Source organism: Psychrobacter sp. SZ93C1, assembly GCF_015864635.1.
Taxonomy (GTDB): Bacteria; Pseudomonadota; Gammaproteobacteria; order Pseudomonadales; family Moraxellaceae; genus Psychrobacter; species Psychrobacter fozii.
Genome location: NZ_JADYWY010000004.1, coordinates 68,956 through 91,565, shown reverse-complemented (window position 1 = coordinate 91,565; position 22,610 = coordinate 68,956). Strand labels below are relative to the sequence as shown.

General features: G+C 42.5%; 18 protein-coding genes. 4 read left to right on the top strand and 14 right to left on the bottom strand.

The annotated features are described in order from the left end of the window. Positions 1-2 precede the first annotated feature (2 nt). From I6E83_RS06695 to I6E83_RS06665, 7 genes are all read right to left on the bottom strand, one after another. Entirely contained in the window at positions 3-1,193 is a 1,191-nt protein-coding gene (locus tag I6E83_RS06695; protein WP_197100663.1) for a hypothetical protein, read from the bottom strand. Continuing rightward, on the bottom strand, positions 1,186-2,202 hold the full coding sequence (locus I6E83_RS06690; RefSeq protein WP_197100661.1) for a glycosyltransferase family 2 protein: 1,017 nt from the start codon (positions 2,200-2,202) through the stop codon (positions 1,186-1,188). Before I6E83_RS06690 ends, I6E83_RS06695 begins: the two co-directional genes overlap by 8 nt. A 69-nt stretch (positions 2,203-2,271) precedes the next feature. Beyond that, positions 2,272-3,588 (bottom strand): lipopolysaccharide biosynthesis protein, encoded by a 1,317-nt coding sequence (locus I6E83_RS06685; RefSeq protein WP_197100659.1) that lies wholly within the window; start codon positions 3,586-3,588, stop codon positions 2,272-2,274. A 73-nt stretch (positions 3,589-3,661) separates the two neighbouring features. Further along, positions 3,662-5,665 carry a polysaccharide biosynthesis protein gene (locus tag I6E83_RS06680; RefSeq protein ID WP_197100657.1) on the bottom strand — a complete coding sequence of 668 codons (2,004 nt, stop codon included), beginning with the start codon at positions 5,663-5,665 and terminating at the stop codon, positions 3,662-3,664. Positions 5,666-5,719: 54 nt separating this feature from the next. After that, positions 5,720-7,981 (bottom strand): polysaccharide biosynthesis tyrosine autokinase, encoded by a 2,262-nt coding sequence (locus I6E83_RS06675; RefSeq protein WP_197100655.1) that lies wholly within the window; start codon positions 7,979-7,981, stop codon positions 5,720-5,722. 31 nt (positions 7,982-8,012) lie between these two features. Beyond that, a complete protein-coding gene (locus I6E83_RS06670) occupies positions 8,013-8,489 on the bottom strand; it encodes a low molecular weight protein-tyrosine-phosphatase (RefSeq protein WP_197100653.1) in 477 nt (158 codons plus the stop codon). A gap of 9 nt (positions 8,490-8,498) precedes the next feature. Next, entirely contained in the window at positions 8,499-9,590 is a 1,092-nt protein-coding gene (locus tag I6E83_RS06665) for a polysaccharide biosynthesis/export family protein (RefSeq protein WP_227680853.1), read from the bottom strand. A 553-nt stretch (positions 9,591-10,143) separates the two neighbouring features. On the opposite strand from I6E83_RS06665, the gene rluB reads away from it, so the two are divergent. Then, positions 10,144-11,091, top strand: coding sequence for a 23S rRNA pseudouridine(2605) synthase RluB (rluB, locus tag I6E83_RS06660; protein ID WP_194362818.1), 948 nt, complete (start codon positions 10,144-10,146; stop codon positions 11,089-11,091). Between the two features lie 134 nt (positions 11,092-11,225). Here rluB and I6E83_RS06655 read toward each other — a convergent pair whose 3' ends face one another. The 3 genes from I6E83_RS06655 to I6E83_RS06645 form a co-directional block, all read right to left on the bottom strand. Continuing rightward, a complete protein-coding gene (locus I6E83_RS06655) occupies positions 11,226-11,801 on the bottom strand; it encodes a hypothetical protein (protein ID WP_197100650.1) in 576 nt (191 codons plus the stop codon). A 45-nt stretch (positions 11,802-11,846) separates the two neighbouring features. Continuing rightward, positions 11,847-12,521, bottom strand: a complete 675-nt coding sequence (locus I6E83_RS06650) for a hypothetical protein (protein ID WP_197100648.1) — start codon at positions 12,519-12,521, stop codon at positions 11,847-11,849. 229 nt (positions 12,522-12,750) lie between these two features. Further along, the gene (locus I6E83_RS06645) at positions 12,751-13,536 is read right to left on the bottom strand and encodes a hypothetical protein (protein WP_320158383.1); all 786 of its coding nucleotides are present in this window, start codon (positions 13,534-13,536) and stop codon (positions 12,751-12,753) included. 149 nt (positions 13,537-13,685) lie between these two features. Here I6E83_RS06645 and I6E83_RS06640 point away from each other — a divergent pair, with 149 nt between their 5' ends. Continuing rightward, positions 13,686-14,288 (top strand): LysE/ArgO family amino acid transporter, encoded by a 603-nt coding sequence (locus I6E83_RS06640; protein ID WP_197100646.1) that lies wholly within the window; start codon positions 13,686-13,688, stop codon positions 14,286-14,288. Between the two features lie 197 nt (positions 14,289-14,485). On the opposite strand, the gene I6E83_RS06635 is transcribed toward I6E83_RS06640, so the two are convergent. From I6E83_RS06635 to I6E83_RS06620, 4 genes are all read right to left on the bottom strand, one after another. Continuing rightward, positions 14,486-15,868, bottom strand: coding sequence for an NAD(P)-binding domain-containing protein (locus I6E83_RS06635; RefSeq protein WP_197100644.1), 1,383 nt, complete (start codon positions 15,866-15,868; stop codon positions 14,486-14,488). A gap of 276 nt (positions 15,869-16,144) precedes the next feature. Continuing rightward, a complete protein-coding gene (locus I6E83_RS06630; protein ID WP_197100642.1) occupies positions 16,145-16,786 on the bottom strand; it encodes a MarC family protein in 642 nt (213 codons plus the stop codon). A gap of 312 nt (positions 16,787-17,098) precedes the next feature. After that, entirely contained in the window at positions 17,099-17,959 is an 861-nt protein-coding gene (gene nadC, locus I6E83_RS06625) for a carboxylating nicotinate-nucleotide diphosphorylase (protein ID WP_197100640.1), read from the bottom strand. Positions 17,960-18,129: 170 nt separating this feature from the next. Then, on the bottom strand, positions 18,130-19,146 hold the full coding sequence (locus I6E83_RS06620; protein WP_197100638.1) for an NUDIX hydrolase: 1,017 nt from the start codon (positions 19,144-19,146) through the stop codon (positions 18,130-18,132). 418 nt (positions 19,147-19,564) lie between these two features. Here I6E83_RS06620 and nadA point away from each other — a divergent pair, with 418 nt between their 5' ends. Then, positions 19,565-20,704: a quinolinate synthase NadA gene (nadA, locus tag I6E83_RS06615; protein ID WP_197100636.1), complete on the top strand. Its 1,140-nt coding sequence runs from the start codon at positions 19,565-19,567 to the stop codon at positions 20,702-20,704. 1 nt (position 20,705) lies between these two features. Then, positions 20,706-22,595 carry an L-aspartate oxidase gene (nadB, locus tag I6E83_RS06610; RefSeq protein ID WP_197100633.1) on the top strand — a complete coding sequence of 630 codons (1,890 nt, stop codon included), beginning with the start codon at positions 20,706-20,708 and terminating at the stop codon, positions 22,593-22,595. The last annotated feature ends 15 nt before the right edge of the window (positions 22,596-22,610 follow it).

The following is a 22,610-nucleotide window of genomic DNA, read 5'->3' as shown; positions in this document are numbered from 1 at the left end:
CCTTATTTGTTTCTCATTAACATTTTTTTCACCCACATACGACGCCTTGAGCCAAAAGGAAACAACCCATTCAATTTAGGAGATGGTTTACGTTTGAGTACTTTTTCAATGTATGGCAGCCATTCAAGACCTCTACCCGTTTTAATCATCTCATGACGAATTAAATTCCAATCTATGCTGACAGCTTTGCTCTTTAGAGCCATTGATTTAAAAAATGATGAGTCTATGGGCTCGCTAAAACATTGAGGGTTATCTATACCTGCGACCAAAAAGTTGAGACGCGTTCTAACACATTTTTCACAGCGGCCACAGTTGCTATCATTCTGCTCACCCGCCCAACAGAAACGCAGGCTTTCAATACCTAAGGGCCATGCTGAAAGAGTTTGAAGCTTCTCTGAACGACTAAAACCAGCACCATCATGAATGAGTCTAAAGTCGCCAGAACTCAGCAGCGGATCAGTAATTGGATGTGAGCCCCAAGGACTAATTAATACGTCATAAGAATCACCACTACCAATGAGCCCAATTCCTGCATATCGTTTCAAGCCGCATAATACTGAGGCAATAGCAGCAGCATGATAGTCTTCCCAGTTGATAGACCAAAGCGTGCGAACATTTGTCTCAACTGGCAATAGTTCAATATTGATATCTGCAAGTGTTTTTGCCGCTATTTTTGCTGCACTGGCAAAGCCTTCTGTATCATCTAAAGGTATATCAAAGCCATGCACAAAAACCCCAGCTTTAATAGCTCGTGTGGCGTATCCTGCTCTGCCTGTCGCATGACGATAAGCGGTAAACTGAGCATCCACACCACCAGAAAATGCAGCAATCGCACCATCTACTTGTACGTCGCTCTCTCTAATACGATCAACTTGTATATCAATCAGAAAATAATGCTCTGGTAACCATTTATTCCAGACATACTGTAGTTCTGTCAGGTTGGCTAATAGCTCGTGGGACACGCTACCATGGACATGAATAGCCGCACGCAGCTGCATCGCAGGCAACAATGTGGCTAACAAATAAGAGTCGCAATCATCGTCTTCTGGCATTGGTAAATTAATAGGATACGCAAACCACAATTCTTGTTCGGTAGAATTTTCGCTCGCAGCCGTTTGTTTCAGCAAACAAGAACGAGTCTGTCCGCTTTCATCACTCTTTAATGCCTGAGGAAACAAATCAATATTAAACATGTCTTTTTACCTTTGCTTTAGTCCAAGACAGTTGAAGAAAAACCAACGTCATAACATACCAATGTCGTGAAAAACATGAAATCAAGATACGAATGCCTCGTGCTGGGTGTCGTTGATGGTAATGTGGTAAACATTTCTGATAAACGAAAGACTGGCGTATTCTCATCAGCTCTGTGCGACGTTTCCGCACCCTAATATGCGCCAAATTATTGAGTAAATATGGCAACATATGCTCGATATAACTACGGGCAAAATCTGATAGTAGCACTTGCTTCTCAGTAGCACTGATAGACCAGTCATGTATCCTAATTCTGGCTTTATAGTCTGCTTCAATAGACTCCAACAGCCCTGGCTTATATTGCAAACTCGTCATCGAAGTAGCATTTTCATAGTAGTTATATGGACAGTCGGGTACGACAGATAAATGGTTCGCTTTATCCAAGCACTCAATATTAAAAATACCATCTTCACCAAGCTTTACGTCACAATTAAACCGTAAATCCGCTATCAGGCTTTTGCTATAAACCTTGGTAGTTACATACCAATATATATTTCTATTCTCTGTCACTCTCAGCTGTAGCATTTCAATATCTTGCCGCGAATATTCTGCTGCAATATTATGACGCTCGATAACAGAGCCATCTAACATGATGCGCTTATGACCAAATGCCAACATCTCGATATCCCGATCAACCGCTTGTGCAATGACAAAGTCAAAATACCAATCGTCGATAGTGTCGTCCGCATCTATAAAAACGATGTAGTTGCCGGTTACGATATCAAGCCCTGTATTACGAGCATCTGCCACGCCGCCATTTTTTTGATACTTCACCTTAATCCATACCCTATCACTTTCCCACCTATGCAATAACCTAGCAGTCTCATCATCAGAACCATCGTCAATAACTATCAACTCAATCTCATGGCTTTTTTTCGCAACGTCAATACTACTAATACAACGATCAATAGTGGCAGCGGCATTAAATGCGGCGATAATAACTGAAATCATAGTGAGCCTCTTGAGTTGAGACTTCTAATGCATATCCTTTGTGCCATCCAACGCAGTCAAGATATTTACCTACTGCTGCACTTCATGGATATGAACAAGACGCCGAAAAGCGACATAAACGATAGATAAACTAAGCAAGACCCCAACAAATGAAAACAGGGCAATAGCGACCATATCTGACTCAAAAACGTAAAAACCTATATACAGCGCTGCAGCACGAAATATCACTGCAAACACTTCTCTAATCAAAAGAAAACGCTGCAAACGTAATGCTGGTAATGCCGCAGTACTCGCACCCGATACCAAGCTGGTCAAAAGCCAAATAGAAAGCCACTGCGAATAACTACCTGCTAATGCCCACTCTGCGCCAAACACTAAAGAAAAAAGATAATCGCCAAAAACGAACACCGTACCGAATGGCACAATACCAACCACCAATAGAATTACCGTCACTTTTAATAAAAACTGATAAGCTTCTGGTGACTTTGCTGTGATCGCACGCGTAATCTTAGGATAGAAAACCTCTCCAACAGCTTGGCCTAACAACATTGCTGGTGCGCCAAGCACAAGAACAGCCAACGAATACTGCCCAGCAGAAGAAGCACTAAATAGTGATGCTAACAAGATAGTTGGCAACCCTACTGAAGCAGCATTAAGCATGCTCTGTGGCATACGATATATGGCAAAGTCACGCTGCGATATAGCAGCGTTACGGATACCAATCGTGCCAAACCAATTTCGGACATTTAATACACCAATCCTAGGCACACGGAGCATTTGCATTATAAAATTCGTAAGCTGTCCTGCTATCGTTAATAAAATAAGCAACATACCAGAAGGTGCCAATACACCACCTATCAACTTACTGGTATCTGTCACAAGCTTGCTCTCTACATAAGCACGAGCTTTGGCTTTAAACAAACCTACTCTGATAGCAGACTGATCAGCAACAGATAGAAACGCGCCTGCCAATAGCGTCAACGGTATGAGATACAACATGTATGGTGTACTTTCCATACCCGTCCATCGTGCCAAATAAACATTACCAAAATAGACAACGATGAACGATATAGCAGCGACAAACAAACTGAGTAACACAGACAACCTGATAATGGCTGCAGCATCCTCGTCACTATCAGGCATCACAATGGCATTGGCATAACCCATGGTCGCAATCGGAGTAATAATACTGATGATTGCGGCAAAGGTAGCAGCAATACCAAAATCTTCAGGGCTATATAATCTGGTGAGAAACGGCATAAAGACCATAGCGACTGCCTGACCAGCCGCAATACCGCCGCCAACCATGGCCACATCTCGTACAAAGTGACTGGTTTTCAATCGACTGATTACGCTCTGTATCGATAACAACACTTCAGAGGCCATTGCTCATCATCCAATTTGATACTTCATAGAACTTATAAAGAATTAATAGTCTCGCGGTTAGCTATCTACTGTATTAACCAATCTCATCTACCAGCGATGATGTCAGTTTTTCGACCTCAACCCTGACATCATCCCCTTCTCGATAACCTTCCACAAACGCTCTAAATTGTGTTTTTAGCCATGCCACATCCTGTTGTTTGGCTTTTTCTATAAATTCAAACAAAACATTTTCGATATCTTCTAAAGGAAAGCTATGCTCCATTGCTTGCATGATTAACGGATGAAACGTGGTTTCGATATTATCTTCGCCTATGATTAACTCCTCATAGAGCTTTTCACCCGGCCTTAATCCAGTAAACACAATTTCTATATCTCCGTTAGGATTGCTCGCATCTTTTAACTCGCAGCCAGTCAGACGAATCATACGCTTAGCAAGGTCTACAATTTTGACGGGTGCACCCATATCAAGTACAAACACTTCTCCACCAAATGCCATAGCACCTGCCTGAATCACCAAACTGGCCGCTTCTGGAATCGTCATAAAGTAGCGTGTTATGTCTGGATGAGTGATGGTAATCGGACCACCCTGCTCAATCTGTTTGGTAAATAACGGTACAACAGAGCCTGAAGATCCTAGTACATTGCCAAAACGCACCATGCTAAAACAAGTGTGACTACTATGCTGGCTCAATCCTTGGCAAACCAACTCCGCCAAACGTTTGGATGCCCCCATAATATTAGTAGGTCGCACCGCTTTGTCCGTAGAAATCAATACAAAGGTATCCGCTTTGGCCTGTATCGCAGCACGAGCACAATGATAGGTGCCTTTGGTATTGTTAATCGTGCCCTCAAAGGGATTCGACTCAACAATTGGGACATGCTTGTAGGCTGCTGCATGATAAATTGTATTTATATGGTTAATTTTGAATATATTGATTAATTTTTTTTCATTACTCACGCTTCCAATGATACTAATAATCTCAATATCTTGATAATCGATATTTTCTATCTTTTTATTTCTGAGCTCTTGATCTATCGTGTATAGAGCATATTCAGACTGCTCATATAACACCAAGCATCTAGGCTTATTTTTAATAATTTGCCGACACAATTCACTACCAATAGAGCCACCAGCACCTGTCACGAGGACGTTTTTGCCAGTGATGTTTTTTTGTAGCAACTCAGCGACTGGTTCAACAGTATCTCGTTCAAGCACATCCAAAATATCGACAGGTCGTATATGACTGACTGTCACTCGCTCGTCTGCCAACTCTCGTAAGCTCGGTAAGTCTTTTATCTTGACAGAAATACCTGATAGGCTATCCATAATCTGCTTTTTGCGGGCACGGCTCATAGAAGGCATCGCCAAAATCACCTGTGCCACAGCAAACTTCTCTATTAACGAGGGCAGCGCATGACCGGCATAGATTTTTCTACCATGCAAGTAAGCACCTCTCAGCTGTTGATCATCGTCGATGTATGCCACCACGTTATATTTATGGGAATGTCTCAAGCTTTCTAGCAGCTCTCTACCCGCTTCTCCTGCGCCATAAATAATCACGTTATCACAGCAATCATTTGAACGACGTTTTTCGTCTGTTTTCTGCAGCCGTTTCAAAAAGGTACGTATTATCAGCCTACTGTTCCATAACCAGATAAAAAAAGAAAATAGAAATATGATGGGTACTGAGCGCGGTATCATTGATAGGGGATTTACATAGATAAGCACTTGGTAGACGATAATAAGCAACAAAAACAACTGCAATACACGACCCATTACCGCATCAAAAAAACCTCTAGAAGCACCTCTATAAAACCCGATAAGATACAGGCTAGCCACAGGAATAAATGCATATGAAACCAATATTATAGGGCCGACGTGATGCGCCACATACCCTTGTCGTAATGCCAATGCTAAAAATAAGCAAGAAATCGATACAGCATAATCTATGCTAAATAAAATAGAGCATTTGACAAACCGTGGTAATGACAATAAAAGCAGAGCTGCACGCTTCGACCATTGATGCAACTCACCAGTCGACCGATAAGCATTGTTAGACTCTGTTTTTATAAACATAAGATCCACCCACTTAAATTGTATTGATAATAATGAACAACCACAAAATACTAATTAGCGGTTATTTCCATAGGCATAATGGTAATGATAGCTGTATTTATTCATACGGCTTTGCTGTACATCATTGAGAATAATGCCATCTACTTGCACGTTGGCTTTACTCATCTGCTTGACCGCATACATCAGCTGACCTTCTACTGAGCGATTAAATTTAGTAACGATAAGCACCTTGTCTGCATGTTGCGCCAAAACCATCGCGTCTGAAGCTGCCAATATCGGTGGCGAGTCAATGACAATATAGTCATATTGCGTCTTCAGCACTTCCATTAGCTGGTTGAACTTTTGACCTATTAATAATGAAGTAGGATTATTTGACGACTGTCCGCGCGATATAAAATCAATGTTTTCCATGCCAGTAGGATGAATAAAAGTCTCAATCTCTGGACTAGATACTTCGCTGGCAGCTTGATTACTACTAATGGGAGACCCGCTTTTTTTATTCTGCAACAAATAATCGGCGAGACCGTCTTGCGGGCTCAGCTTAAACATCTTATGCAGGGCACCTAAGCGCATGTCACCATCAATGATCAAAACCTTTTTATCAAGCTGTGCAAAAACCTCAGATAAATTGGCCGCGATAAAGGACTTGCCGACACCTGGGCTTTCTCCAGTAATCAATATGACTTGTGCGGACTCGCCAGCCACTGCGCCTGTTGGCATACCAAACATCAGGTTTGTTCTTAAGCTTTTGATGGCTTCATAACTCAAGCTACTGTGGTCAACATGAGCAAGCATTCGATCGGTGGTCTTTTTATTTTTACTCAATCTGGATAGTAAAGGTGAGCGCGGGATAGTGGCAATGACTGGAATACCTGTCTTAGACTCTAAGCGCTCTGGATCTTTTACAACCGTCCTCATTAAGTTTCTGAGTAAAACCAATATCACCCCAAGCATCGCACCGACCATTATGGCCAGCATCATGATTTGTGGCTTATTAGGGGCAATGGCATTAAAGGTACTGGTGGGTGTATCGATGACACGGGCATAGCCGATTTGGCCCGCTTTCACGATTTTTAGTTGTTCATAATTCTTGAGTAGCGTCAGATAGATTTCTCGATTGATGGCTGTGTCTTCTGATAGCTTTAAAAACTCTCGCTGGATTTCAGGTAGACCTGATACCGTATTTTCGATTTGTCTCGTTCTATTACTCAGCACTTTGAGCTGCTCATTAATTTGGACGACCAAGGGATGTTCTTCAGTATAATAAGTGGTCAAGTCTGCTTTTCTGAGCTTAAGATCGTTGAGCTGCCCATCGATTCGGGATTTTTCGTTTAATAGCAACTCAGCCTCTTGAGCCACATCGACAGTGCCGTGTTTTTTACGAAAGTCATTAAATAGTGCTTCAGACGCTTCTAGCTTCCCTTTTAATAGCGGTATCTGCGTTTCCATAAAGGTGAGCGTTTTGGTGGTTTCTTCAGAGCCGCGTGACTGGTTTTGATCCACATAAGATCGGACTATTTGATTGAGCATGGTCGTGATTTGCTCTTGGTTTGTACCCGTCATCGATAGCTGAATAATACCTGTGCTTTGTCCTTTTTCTTCAACCGTTAGTGCGCTATTGATACCATCTGTCGTGGCTTTTAATGTCTGTTTACTAATACTAATTGGGTAATTGCCCGTCGGTAATCCTGTCACGGTGATATTAATCTGACCTTTTGATCCTTTAAACTGATACGGCTGACCAAGCTGACCTTTAAAGCTATCCAGACCATTACTTAAAACAAATCCAGTGGCAGATCTAATCAAAGTAAAAGATTGGTTCAAATAAGCTTTCGACACATCAAACTGAATAATTTCTACTACGCCGTTTTCGGTATTCAGTGACACTTCATCGGTTGTATTAACTTGAGTCTCTATATAATTTCTTTTGATCGTATCAATATATCCAATATTAGGATCCGTGAGTCTAATACGCAGATGCAGTAGATCTACCACAGGCTCTAGTATCATGCGTGATCTTATAAGCTCTGCTTCTGTTTCTGCTTTGCTTGTTTCTGCACCGACCAACTCTGAGATACTCGCGCCAAGTGCTTCTACCCCTTGGGCATTCTCTTCAATTTGTATCAGCGCATCTGATTTAAACGTTGGATTGACATGACGGGTATACAAAAAGCCTATCAATAAACCCAATACCACCATGAGCGCTATTATTTTCCAACCGCGCAGCAATACTAAAACCAGCGCCATTAAGTCGATGTCGTCAGTGTCTTTTTTGCCCGTAGGCATTGATAGGTTTTTTGAATCTGTTTTATTCATAACCATATACTCACTACCCAATGTTTATCGCTTAATAGCACTCACTAACCTTCAGCTCTTTTATTTCAGTCGCTTGACTCATCTTAATAGCCCACTGTTCAAGACTGTCGTCAATATCTTGTCTACTCGTCTCAAATACCGATTTATCCTGCTGATAAGGATCTACAATATCTTTATCAATCCAATGCCCAATTCGAAAAATTCTGCCACGGCAATGTGGCCACCGATTCTCAATCCACTTGGTTTGACTAGTTGTCATCGTCAAAATTAAATCTGCATGACTGACTAACACTTCGCTGATGGGTTTGGCGATATGTGAGCTGATATCTATATCGTGAATGGCCATCAACTCGATTGCTTTGATATCTGCAGAGTGCCCTACTAACGCTGACAGACCCGCAGAGTCTACGTGCTTGTCTGGATAGCGCTCTGTCAAAATAGCAGCGGCCATCGGACTACGGCATATATTGCCAACGCAGACGACTAAGATACTGTCAAACGCATTCATGATTGACTCCTATATCCCTGAAATCAGATTGATTGCTGATGTTGAGGGAAGAATGGCGCTGATAATACGATTCCAGCGTGCTAAACCTGTTGGATCTACATAAAGTATGTCGTTGGCCTGCATGTCAAAACGGCTAGCCAATGCCAAACTTGTGATGCTCTGCATATCGACATAATAAATATGTGTATATTGTGATTGCGGGTTATCACGAACGATGTATACTTTTGCAGCATTGGCGGTATTGGAATTTAACCCGTTAGATTCGCCTAACACATGTGCCAAGCTCAGCCCTTGCTCAGGAATAGATACTGGTTCAATTTTGCCAAACTCACCCAATACATAGACTCTATTACGACTTTGACTATTGACATGAATGGCGTCACCATCTTGTAAATATATTTGATTGGCAGACAGTCCCATTTGCTGTAATGATTGGATACCTAGCTTGTAACTCTTGCCCTGACGATTTAATACAATATGATTTGAATCACCAGTATCAGTCGTACCACCTGCCATAGAGATTGCCCCATATACGGAAACTGGCACATCAGCAATTGTAAACTCACCAGACTCTCTGACTTCACCATCAACGAAAAACTTGCTGCCACGGTAGTTGACAATTTTGACCTGAGGATCTGAGTATTTTAGATAGCGTTGTAGTTTACTTTGTAAGGTTGCAGTGAATTGCGGCACACTCATTCCACTGGCTTGAATGCGTCCTATCAGTGGGAACTGTATAAAGCCTTGCTGATCAACGGTTAGGCTAGATGTCGATGCATTAATATCTGGATAACTGGTGAGTATGATATTGAGAATGTCGCCTTTAGCAATTCCATAACTGACTCGACCAGACGTTTTAATTAAATGATACAAATCCTGATCTGGGGTAATAGCTTCTGTACGTGGCAAGGTCGCCAAATTCAAAGGTTGAATATAAAACTGTAGGCCATTTTCTGCAGTAAACGCACCTGATTCCGGCACATCTCCAGACTGAAGTCCTGAATTGACTGTGCAACTCGCAAGTGAGAGTGTTAATAACAAGCCAACAATGCTCGTCATTAAAAAGCGCTTGCGTACAGAAATGATGTATTTATAAACCATAACAGTTACTCATATTTATAATATTGCATAAAATCGAAGCCGCTCACTATGATAAATATATTCACTAAAAAGAATGTATATATCAAATATACACTCAAACTATACACAACGCAATATTTATAAATCCTCATATAGTTACGTCTAATTATTTTATATTTTTAATACAGCCCTTTTATAACAATACCTAACCAATTTATTTGAAAACAGATCAAACTAGAAGGATTAAATAGTGAGCAGATAGCAAAGAATACAAGTAATAATTCTGTAACTTTTAAAAATTGATGTCGCTCTTTATATTTCAACCGATAATTTAGTATCAATTAGACAAGGCTGTCTTTTATCAAAATACAACTCTCGATATAATTGAGCCGACATCTGCTTGAAATAGCTGTATATAGTTAATAAACTTTTATTCAATTTTATTTTCCTAACAACAACTTATATAACTAGTAACAACAGGTTTGTGTGCTAAAGCCGCCAAAATAGCGTAGAATAGTCAATCCAAATTTTTTTACATTGAGAAATGTAAACCCACCGACTCAAGGTTATGATTATGAAAGACGAAAAATTACAGAAAGCCCTCGCCCGCATGGGCCTTGGTTCACGCCGTCAGATGGAAGAAGTCATCAAAGCTGGTCGCGTCACTGTCAATAATGGCCCAGCAACCATCGGTGATCGCGTTGAGCAAGGCGATGAGATTCGAGTTGATGGCCGTCAGATCAAATACACTTCTGAAAATGAGAAGCGTCGCCGTGTTATCGCTTACTACAAGCCTGAAGGCGAAGTCTGCTCTGCTAAAGATCCAGAAGGCCGTCCAACCGTTTTTGAGCGTTTGCCAAAACTGACTCATGATCGCTGGGTTATGGTTGGACGTTTGGACATCAACTCAACAGGTTTGTTATTGTTTACCAATGATGGTGAAATGGCGCATCGCTTGATGCATCCATCTGGTGAAGTGACTCGTGAATATGCGGTACGTGTATTGGGTGAAGTGACACCTGAGATTGCCCGTGCATTAACGGCTGGCGTCATGCTAGAAGATGGCCTCGCAAAGTTTGAAGATATCAAAGACGGTGGCGGTGAAGGCGTCAACAAGTGGTATCACGTCCAACTAAAAGAAGGCCGTAACCGTGAAGTACGTCGCTTGTTTGAGTCGCAAGGCCTAAAAGTCAGCCGTCTACTACGCACGCGCTACGGTACGATTGCCCTACCAAAAGAGCTACGTACTGGTCGTTTCTTAGAACTCGATAGAAAAGACATCAATACCTTGACCGATTTAGTAAGCTTGCGTCCTCGTTATGGTACGGGTCTGCATGGCGCAGCGAAAGAGAAGCAAGAGCGTATCAGAAGCAAGCCGCTTAAAGCGCGTCGCGCTACTGACAGTCGTAGCGATAGCCGCAGTGGTAGCGACAATCGCAACAGCAGCGCAAAACCTAAAAGCAGTGCTAGCCCTGCCAGCCGTGGTACGCGCAATACTCGTGACCGCAACGATAAGCGCTAGTTAAGTTGGTTTAACATTATTCTAAATCTTTGATAGGTTTAGCATAAACATAAAAAAGCTGCCAGTGATGAATAGTCACTGGCAGCTTTTTTTGTGTGTCGCTCATAGCAAGTCGTTGTAAATCTGGCGATTTTCTATGAGCTATCATGACTGTTGATATAGTTTTTCATTACTCGTAATTCTTGCAACTGCTGCTCGTCCACCTGTGCCAGTAACTCATCTAAGCGCTGCTCAATATTATTTAAGACGCTCTGTAATAGCTCACTGGCTTCTGCCTTACTGTTATTACTCACATTGTCTTCATTCCCATTGTTAACCTTTATATTCACATTCGCTAAATGGTAATGGCTGGCTAACATTTCTGGAAGCCGAGTATGCAGCATCTTATTCAGTACAAACTGCTGCTCTGTTACCACAGGCGTTTTATGCTGAGCTTGTAGTGCTTTTTGATACGCTTGATAGTTATTTACTTTTTCATCAATACGTTTCAATTGGCGCAGTTGCTGCTCTGACAAATTTTGTAGATGTTTCTTATTTAAATTTAGTTGCTGCCAACTGAGTTTGGATAATGGCAATGGTGCATTATCATTCTGATAGACGAGCACACCTGGTGTAATACCGACAGCTTTATGAAAAGCTTGCCAGCCTTTTTTACCCAAATAAAAGGTAGTGAGAGTCGTTACAATACCAACGCCTATTAAAATGATCATATACGCTTACTCTTCATTCTATCCGTTAATCATAAAACCCTGCACTTATAGTTTAATGTCTTCAGCACTTACATTTGCACCCGTTGGACTTTCAATCGCTTGAATATTTACATCACTGCTCACATCACTACTGGCATTGCTAACATTACTATCGAGCTTTCGAATCTCCGTATTACTAGTAGGATTGTCAAAGCGTTTTTGTAGATAGCGATTGGTCGCGAGCAGCTTTTGTCCATCTTGATGATAGGAAGCATTGAGCAGGTCATCGAACTGAGTGTTAATCGTACTTAGCACTTCTAATAGCGCCTCTTTACCAGTGACATTAGAATGCTTAATCTTGGTCGTGTTAGCGAGTGCACCATCTAAGTCATGCAAACGGCGATAGTCCGCCACCGCAAGCGGTACATGTCTGTCCATTAAATTTTGAATCATGATATAGGTTTCAGTGACAGTATCTTTATCATCAATCTTTCCATCATTATTGGTATCGCCATAAATGACACGCAGCTTCTCACCTTTTTCATTGATTTGCTCAAGAGCTGTTTTGACCTCAATGGGTAAGCTCTTTTCGGGAATATAACCCAACTGCGGCATGGCTTTATATTCAAGCATTTTGGGCGCGGTGAATTTTTTGATACCACGATACCCTAGGTATAACCCAGCGACTGGCAACAGCCCATACAAAAAAAACATGACGAACATCGCAGTGACTTGGGTCATTAGACTGTCCTTATTATTTGGTAGAATTTTTGAAAAGCTTATTATTATTTTTGATACGTTTTAGTTATTAAGGTTAAGCCGTTCATATTTTAAAGTTGCTATTATTAAACAAAAAAATAAGGCTTTATTAAAGCCCTATATTGTTGTGCATCATATCGTACTGCATCGATTATAGTTAATGACACCTAACCGTCTCAAATGAACAGCGATCGTTTGAAGTCATTACTAACTAACTTTTCGTGCGACTTTTAACATAACGATGTGTGGAGGCTAAACGATTCATCACCGTTTGATGCAACTCATCTAACAACTCGTCAAGCTCATAATCAATCTCAAGAAATAAATCGGTCAGCATATCGCCTGCGGTCATCTTGCCTTGTACCGTGTTGTTTTTGGTACGATGCGGGCTGAACCGTTGTAGTTGCTCATAGTGGTGCAGCGCTTCTGGAATACTCTCGGACACCAGCTTATCGATGACAAACTGACGCTCATTATGTTGCTGCTGTTGCTGCTCGTTGAGCTCGCTGCTCCATTCACGGTAACGCTTTAACTTACCATTGATTCGGTCTAGGATTGCCACAGCCTCAATGGGCATGGCGTTTAGCGTGGCCTCATCGACCACATCAATAAGCTCAGTCATAATCGGACAGCGTCCATGTTTGAGATACCATAAAGTATCTGGGTCGAAAGGAGGTCTATTGGTCGGGCGCATCTGAGCACGATTGGACAAATAGCGATCAGTCAAAGGCGTGGGCGTTCGAATATCACTCACTTGTGCCAATGCATCACAAATACGGTTGGCACGTTCGGGCGGTGTAAGTACAGAAGGCGTTCTATCAGCTTGCTCGATGTCATCATTTATACTGTCATTATTCACACTAATATCAGTCGAGCTAATATCCGTCGAATCTATCACTTGACTGGCACCCATTTCCTGAGCGTGCTTGGCCGCTTGTGTTGGCAAGTCATCTGGCGCTTGTCCAAATGATTGTAGAATTCTCGTCAAACTTACCACCATGACCTACCTTGCCTCTCATTCCGTGCACTCAAATTGAGCTCGTATTGCATATATTAATTCAATAACGTATCTTAACAGCTTTTTTTGGCACTGCCAGTAAGCAAAGTGTCAATATTCCTACTCTTCAAAAGAATAAGTACATTACTATGAATGCGACTGACTATACTTCTGGCTTTTTACTTGGTCTATCGCTCATCTTAGCGATTGGATCACAAAACGCCTTTGTACTTAAACAAGGCATCAAACGTGAACACATCTTTTTTATCTGCTTATTCTGTGCCGTTAGTGATGCGTTGTTAATCTCGGCAGGCGTTGCTGGTTTTGGCGCGGTGACAGCTCGTTATCCACATGCAGTAGATATCGCCAGATTCGCAGGTGCGTTGTTTTTGCTCGTTTACGGTTTGCAAAGTTTATATGCTAGTGTCCGACGCTCACATGCGTTAACCGTCGATGGTCAGGCCGTTACCAGTTTGAAAAAAGCACTGTTACTATGCTTTGGCTTTACCTGGCTCAATCCACACGTCTATCTAGATACATTGGTGCTCGTCGGCATGGTTTCAACGGGTGCTAGTAGCAAACTGGCCTTTGGTGTGGGTGCTGTCAGTGCTTCATTCTTTTTCTTTTTTGCTTTGGGTTATGCCGCACGATTGCTTAGACCGTTATTTTCCAAACCAAAGGCATGGAACATACTTGACGCATTGGTGGGTATACTGATGCTTTACTTGGCTTGGCATTTGTATAATAGTTAATATGTCGTCAATCCTCTATAAATTGGATACTGTGTCAGTCTCCACATTATATTGAACCGACTATAGTCGCTGAATGTACCACGCACAAAAAAGCCAAATACATCTAAACGTATTTGGCTTTTTACTTTTTATATCAGATGCTTTTAATAGAAAATAATTTTTTACGGCCACTGCTCTTCGTAGCAGCGACTATCTATCTACGATGCTTTCTTGCGCTTTTTAGGCTTAACAAAACTCAAGTTCAAAAAATGCTCAAGCGAGTCATCAAGGACATCTAGCCAAGGCTCTGGCAATTCAGGTGATAGCGTACCTGTCAATGTTGAACGATAGCCCTTTTCTCTAAAAGTCATGATATTGTCGGTCTTATCTTTTTGCCATTCTTTTAGGATTTCACCCTGCTTCTCTACTGCAAACTCTGGATAATCTGTCGCATTGGTTAAATCACGAATATAAGCGGCTTGGAAGTCAATTGAGTCGCTGACCGTGACACACTTAGCATACGTTGCCAACCATTCTTTTTCGTCGGCCTCACGAGTCGCCAAATCAGGCAGCTCGATATCATCCATGATGACATCACGTGCATACCACGCTTGAGCATCAAACATGTTAAAGGTGAAATACTGATCATGCATGCCTAAATAAATGAGCTTTGGATTGGGCTGCCAAAAAGTCCCTTTGTATAGATTGGATGGATATAAGCAGTTATGTGTCTGCAAGCGTAGCTCGTCCGGCATAAACGGGAAGTGGAACAAATAACCAGTACACATGATAATAGCATCAAACTTTTGACTCGTACCGTCGGCAAAATGCGCAACATCGTCTTCAAAGTGGGTGACGAGCGGCACTTCTTTGATACCCTCTGGCCAGTCATAACCCAAGGCTTGCGTACGATAACTAATGGTCACTGATTTGGTGCCATATTTATAACACTGTGTACCAATATCTTCAGCTGAATAACTACTGCCAATGAGCAAAATATCTTCGTCTTTAAATTCTAGCGCATCACGGAAGTCATGAGCATGCAAGATACGACCTGGGAAAGTCTCTAAACCTTCAAAATACGGCATATTTGGTGTTGAAAAGTGACCGGTCGCTACCACGACATAATCGAACTCTTCGACTTCTTGTTCGTTCGTTTTATGATTCATGACTGTCACAGTAAACTTCTGTGTGTCATCGTCGAATGAGACCCAACGCACAGGGCATTCAAAGCGGATATACTTTTGAATATCTTGCTTATCGATACGACCCATGATGTAGTCTTTTAGAACTTCACGTGGCGGGTATGATGGGATGGCATCACCAAAATGCTCATCAAATGAATAATCGGCAAACTCTAAGCATTCTTTTGGGCCATTCGACCACAAATAACGGTACATACTACCGTGAACGGGTTCACCATTTCTATCCAAACCAGTACGCCAACTATAATTCCACATACCGCCGATAGCATTTTGCTTTTCATAACAAACTATCTCAGGTAGGTCGGTTGCACCAGCCAATCGTGCTGCTTCAAAAGCGCGTAATTGTGCTAAACCACTTGGACCTGCCCCTAAAATAGCAATTCTTTTATTACTCAAAACTAACTCCTATGATAATAGTTGTTCCTCCACTGTAACATATTTTTATGGGTAGCATTTTTTCGGATACTTTTGGTGATTGATAACATTATTTTAGACATAGCTATTCTATAAAAATCGCTTTTAGCCATTTTTATAGAATATTTAGAAGTTTTGAAGAGTTTTAGAGGTTTTTTAGCTAATAGTAGAAGTAAGATATAAGCTTTCTTTACAACCTAAAAATTGAGGGGTAACTTTAAATAAAATAAACAAAGGTACAGGCAATCAATTTTTTCGTTAAACTAAAGCAGGAAACAGCGTGCGTAGGCCATTAACGATGATTTCAATAGAAACTGCCGCCAACAACATGCCCATGATTCTGCTCATAATGTTCAGACCCGTATCACCCAATAAACGGCTAATACGACCTGCTGCCATCAATGCCAAATAACAAAACAAACTGATCAACAACCCAGCTATCAATATGGCCGATACTTGTAGTACACCAGAAACTTGTGAAGAATAAATAATCACTGTTGAGATACCGCCCGGCCCAATCATCATTGGGATAGCGAGGGGAACGACAGCGGCTGCCATCGATACTGGGGAGTCTTGTACATGATCGACATCGAAGTTTTCTTGATCAGGTTTAACAGGATTACCTTCACCATTCATCATATTCAGGGCAATCAAGAATACCAAAATACCACCCGCCAACTGAAACGAGCCAATTGAGATACCAAGCGCTTTTAGTAGCGTCTCACCTGCGACCGTAAAAAAGCTGATGGTGATAAAAATCGTCAAACAAGCCACACGCGCGACTTTACGTCGATTATTCATTGAATAACCGCGGGTCAAATCCAAAAATAACGTCAAAGCGCTAAAGGGATTAATCAACACCATAAAGGCTAAGATTATCTTAATGATTTCAGTATTCACTGAGCGCTCGCTTATCTATTCGTCAAACCGGGCAAAAAGATAAGGTCATCGTGCGAGTGCAACGATGACCCCATATCTAACTAAAAATAGCATTATATCTTGTATTGTAACATAGGCAGATAAGCTAATAAAATCATTAACTTTGCTTAAGGCGTGTCCTCAATTCGAATCATAACTGTTAAATGGGTTAAAAATGAAGACTCACTCTAATTCCTCTGTACTATCTCATTAAAAAAGTTAAGTGCAGAGCAGCAAAATCAGCTTTATACATAAGATAAATAGATTTTTTACCATGAAAATTCAGTCGCCAACCTATGCGCTAAAATCCAAGCCAATATCCAATGCAGTGGTACTGTGCGTTAGATACCCCATCGCAATAAAGTCCACCCCTGTCTTGGCGGCGGCTTCCACGGTCGCAGGGGTAATACCGCCTGAAGCTTCTGTTCTGGCGCGACCCTTACACATGGCGACTGCCCTTGATAACACGTCAGGAGACATATTGTCCAAAAGCACCAAACTCACACCAGCATCCAACGCTTGCTCTAGCTGCTCCAAAGTATCCACTTCCACTTCTACTGGAATCAGGTGACCAGCAAAATCTTGGGCTTGTTGAATGGCCGTTTTTATATCGCCAGCGATGGCAATATGATTGTCTTTGATCAAAATGGCATCATCCAACCCTAGACGATGATTGCGCCCGCCGCCGCAGCGTACTGCGTATTTTTGTACAATGCGCAAGCCTGGTATGGTTTTACGTGTGCAAGTAATTTGCGCAGGATATTGCGCCACACTGTCTACAATTTTTCTGGTATCTGTAGCAATGCCACTGAGGTGCGTCATAAAATTAAGCGCAGTGCGTTCGGCTGTCAATAGATGACGTGCATTTCCGCTGACACTGGCCAATACTGTGCCCGCTTCAACCAGTTCACCATCATCTACTTGAGCGATAAACTCAATTTGAGCATCAACCAAAGCAAATGATAAACGCGCCAAGTCCATACCGCATATCACGCCTGCTTGCCGCGCCTTAATCTCTAGTTTTGCTTGCAGGTCAGCAGGGATAGTCGCTTGAGACGTTACATCACCACGTCTGCCCAAGTCTTCAGTCAAGGCGGCTTCTACCAAAGGTCTTAGCAACACTTCATCCAATGCAGGTTCTTTTTTAACAGTCATTTGTCACCCCTATATGCGCATTATATTGATATCGGTTCAATTTAATTAAACTCAAAATGAGCATAAATATAGCGTAAAGTTGACAGTACCGCAAGGAAATGAAGTATTTCATGCAGTGGCTAAAAGCGGATAGTCATAAAAACGTGAGAGCACTTACCGCTTATTTAAGCCTATTTACGTTTAGGCAATTTGCTATCCATCAATAAACTTTGCAGTTCGATATCGTGGCAAAAGCGATAAAGCTTGGCAGGACGACCACGTTGCGCACTACTACTCTGCCCTGTTTCTGTCACCAAGTTTTGTGAATCTAGCAGACGGCGGAAGTTTTGCTTGTGCAAGCGTACGCCTGAGAGCGCTTCTACACTCTGCTGTAGCTGCGATAAGGTAAAGACATCTGGCATCAGACCAAAGATAAGCGGTCGGTATTCAATCTTGGCACGTAGCCTTGAGATGGCAGTTGCAATGACGCGTCGATGATCATAGTACATCGGTGTACCTATGATTTGTACCCAATGCTTTGGCAGTTTTTGCGGCTGATAGTTAGATGATTCTGGAATCAGCCCTGCTTCGTAAAGCATCTCATAGCGCAGTAATACATGCTCTGAGACCCAGTCATAACCGTTAATGGTACTTGGTTGATGATAGGTATTTTTATCTTGAGCTGAGTTTAAGAACTCAGTATCTACACCCCAACATAAATGAATACGCTGACGACGGCGCTGCTGAGTGATTGAGTCTGGCGCATTATTCGCCCAGTCCAATAATGCTGGCACAATAAAATCCATAATGATATTTGGCATACCATCTAGATGATTTTCCCATGGAAAATAATCATACCAATCTCGCCATAGGGCTTTGCTTTGGAGCGCCTGCATTTGCGTCTCTTGCACCAAGCCCAAGTAGCTTACGTAAACCAATGCATGGCCGTCAACATTACGTCTATTGGTATCGACAAAGGTATATAACTGTTCCAAATAGCCAAGTGGTTGCTGCGTCTGTTCCTCAACCCATTGGCGCACACCAGCTTGCAGTGAGCGATGTAATGGCATGAGTGGTCCGTTGGGCAATAACTTGCCTTGATCAACTGTTAAAACTCGTGCCGTATGATCTGTGATCGCAACTAGAACTGCAACGACTTCAGTGGTGCCGCTACCTTGCTGATGCGCATGTGAATAAGACAACGTCATGATTTTAGTAATTACCTTTTACCTTTGAGCGTGCAATAAGAAAGCCATCACACTTATTGTTTATAGTACGACTTAGTATAGCTTGAATCCAAAAATATCATAGTCTACCGATGTAAATATAAGCGGCTGAAGGCAAAAGTGACAGAGAGTATTTTGCATAAATACCTACTGTACTGAAAGTAGAATATAAAAAACCACTTGTATTTATGCTCAAAATGAGCATAATAAAAGCTCGTTTACTTTAAAGCTGTATTTAGGCAGCTTGTATTCTTCCTAAAAATTAGAGTAGTAAGAAAAACGCGTATTAGTACTACTCTCAGTAGGCTGAACGAGTTTAATACGGCTAATCATATTTTTGAGGTTGGTATCATTTTTAGCGGCATATAACGTGTCGTTATCGCACACAAGGTTTGCACTTATGAAAACTTATCCCTATGACGCACCCATCATGAGCAATGACAACCGCATTGCGACTAAAATGAATATCGAATATGCCAAAGCTAAGATGCCAGCGGATCTGCCACGTTCAGAACGTATCGTGGTTGAAGAAAATATTAAGCAATTATTAAAAGACAATAATGCCGTACTGGTCGCGCATTATTATGTCGATCCTTTTATTCAGGATTTGGCATTGGCGACTGGTGGCTGTGTTGGCGATTCTCTTGAGATGGCACGCTTTGGTCAAGCGCACAGTGCACAGACATTGGTGGTCGCAGGCGTACGCTTCATGGGTGAATCGGCAAAAATATTGAGTATGGAAAAAATGGTACTGATGCCAGACTTAGAAGCCGAGTGTTCGCTTGATTTGGGCTGCCCTGCTGATGAGTTTTCCGCATTTTGTGATGCTCATCCTGAGCGTACCGTTGTGGTGTATGCCAATACGAGCGCTGCGGTCAAAGCACGTGCAGATTGGGTAGTGACCTCATCCGTTGGTATCGACATCGTCCGTCACTTACATGCTCAGGGTGAAGCTATCATTTGGGGGCCTGACCGTCATTTGGGTAAATACATCGCGCGTGAAACTGGTGCAGACATGCTGCTTTGGCAAGGTTCTTGCCTCGTACATAATGAATTTAAGGCAACCGAGCTCCTGCAACTAAAAGAGGAGTATCCAAATGCCAAAGTCTTGGTGCATCCTGAGTCGCCTGATAGCGTGGTTGAACTAGCGGATGTGGTCGGTTCAACCAGCAAGCTATTGCAGTCAACCTATGAGATGGATGCAGATACCTTCATCGTCGCTACCGATTTGGGCATATTGCACGAGATGCAAAAACGCTCGCCAAACAAACGCTTTTTGGCAGCGCCAACCGCTGGTGAAAGTGCAAGCTGTAAGAGCTGTGCGTTTTGCCCTTGGATGGCAATGAACGGCTTAAAAGGTATCGAACAATGCTTAACCAATCAAAGCGGTGAGGTTCTGATGACACCTGAACTAGCAACAGCTGCCAAAAAACCTTTACAACGGATGCTCGATTTTGCTGAATCACAAAACCAACGCGTGGCCGCCAGTGGCGATATCGTCAAAGACCGTACACTATTCGCCAACGTTGGAGCTGCCTAGTATGAGCGCGGATAATGTCAGGCAAACAGACGTACTTATTATCGGTGCAGGATTGGCGGGTTTAAGTACTGCGCTATCATTACCAAAATCGCTAAGTATCATGGTACTGAGCAAAGCAGCTTTGGAGGTTTGCTCAAGCCATTGCGCGCAAGGTGGTATCGCTGCAAGTTTGGACCAAAATGACTCCGTGACCGACCATGTCGCTGACACCTTAATCGCAGGCGCAGGATTATGTGACACCAATAACACCACTGATATTCTTAGTGCAGGACAGCAAGCGGTTCAATGGCTATGTGAGCAAGGCGTTCCCTTTACGCCAACACTGCAACAACATGCTATATCACCAACAGATAAAATGTTGCAGACTGACAGCTTAACGACCAGTGAGTTGCATTTAACCAAAGAAGGCGGGCATGGCTGCAGACGAGTCGCCCACGCTGAGGATGCGACTGGACGGCATGTGATGGAAGCCTTGACCATAAAAGTTAAGGCGGCATCTAACATTACTGTATTGCCCTATCATGAAGCGTTAAGTCTGCTGACAGACAATACAGATGACCACTGCCAAGGTGCACGCGTTTTTGACCACAATAACCATCGTCAGCTCACTATTTATAGTCGCGCAGTCGTACTGGCCAGTGGCGGTTTAGGGCAACTGTTTCAACGTGCTAGCGCGCCCAATGTTTGTGTCGGCGATGGCGTAATGATGGCTTGGCAAGCGGGTTGCCGTTTGGCAAATTTAGAATTCATCCAATTCCATCCGACTGGTCTCGCACTCGCTGACAGCAGTTTCTTAATCTCTGAAGCACTTCGCGGAGAAGGTGGACGGCTGTATTGCCCGCAGACAGGCAAGCGCTTTATGTTAGACGTTGATGATCGTGCTGAGTTAGCACCCAGAGACATCGTCGCACGAGCGATCGCTGAGCAGATTAATGTAAATGGTCTTGGCTACGTACATCTTGATGTCAGCCATCTACCAGCACCATTTTTACAAGAGCATTTTCCGCAAATTTATCAGACGTTGTTAACGCTTGGTATTGATATCACGACGGATCCGATACCAGTCGCCCCTACCGCCCACTATAGTTGCGGGGGGGTCGTCACATCTGTGAACGGTATGACTGATGTAGTGGGTCTTTATGCAGCAGGCGAAGTTGCTCATACCGGCTTGCATGGTGCCAACCGTTTGGCGAGCAACTCGCTATTGGAATGCGTGGTCGTAGGACGCAATATCGCTGCTGACTTGCCTCGTTATTTGACAGAAATTGAAGTATTAGATGCAGAGCTACATACATCGGCGTATCGTCATGATTTGAATGCAAGTATCGATGACATTTGGAAAGCACCCATACTGAAAAACACCCAATCTATTACTCTTCCCTATTTTACATCGTCGATATCAACGTTATATAAGCATAATGAGGCTACTAAGCACTGCCATACTGATGCTGACATGACAGAAATCATTGCAAAACTAAAAGCCTTGATGACCGCCAACATGGGTATCACACGTAGTGCCAGAGAGTTAGAGGAAGCGCTTGAACAGATACAACAATGGCAGCAATGGCTAAAGCAACCTGAGTCAAGTTCACCTAACGGCAGTGATAGAAATACCAATACCGAAGATAGCGCTATCACCCTCGATAAACTCACGCATTTGCAGTTAGCAAGACAATTACAATTAGCGACATTGATTGTACAGTCTGCCTATCAGCGCATTGAAAGTCGCGGTGGGCATTATAGAAAAGACTATCCAAATCTAACGGTCACACCTCGGACGAGTGTGATTAATCCATTATTAGACACGAGAGAAGGTAGTATTGACTGGCTCATTCAGCCTATAATTGTTCATTCAGGCGCTAGAGTAATAAAAGCGACTACTGCCACATAAAAGCAGTAGTCAATT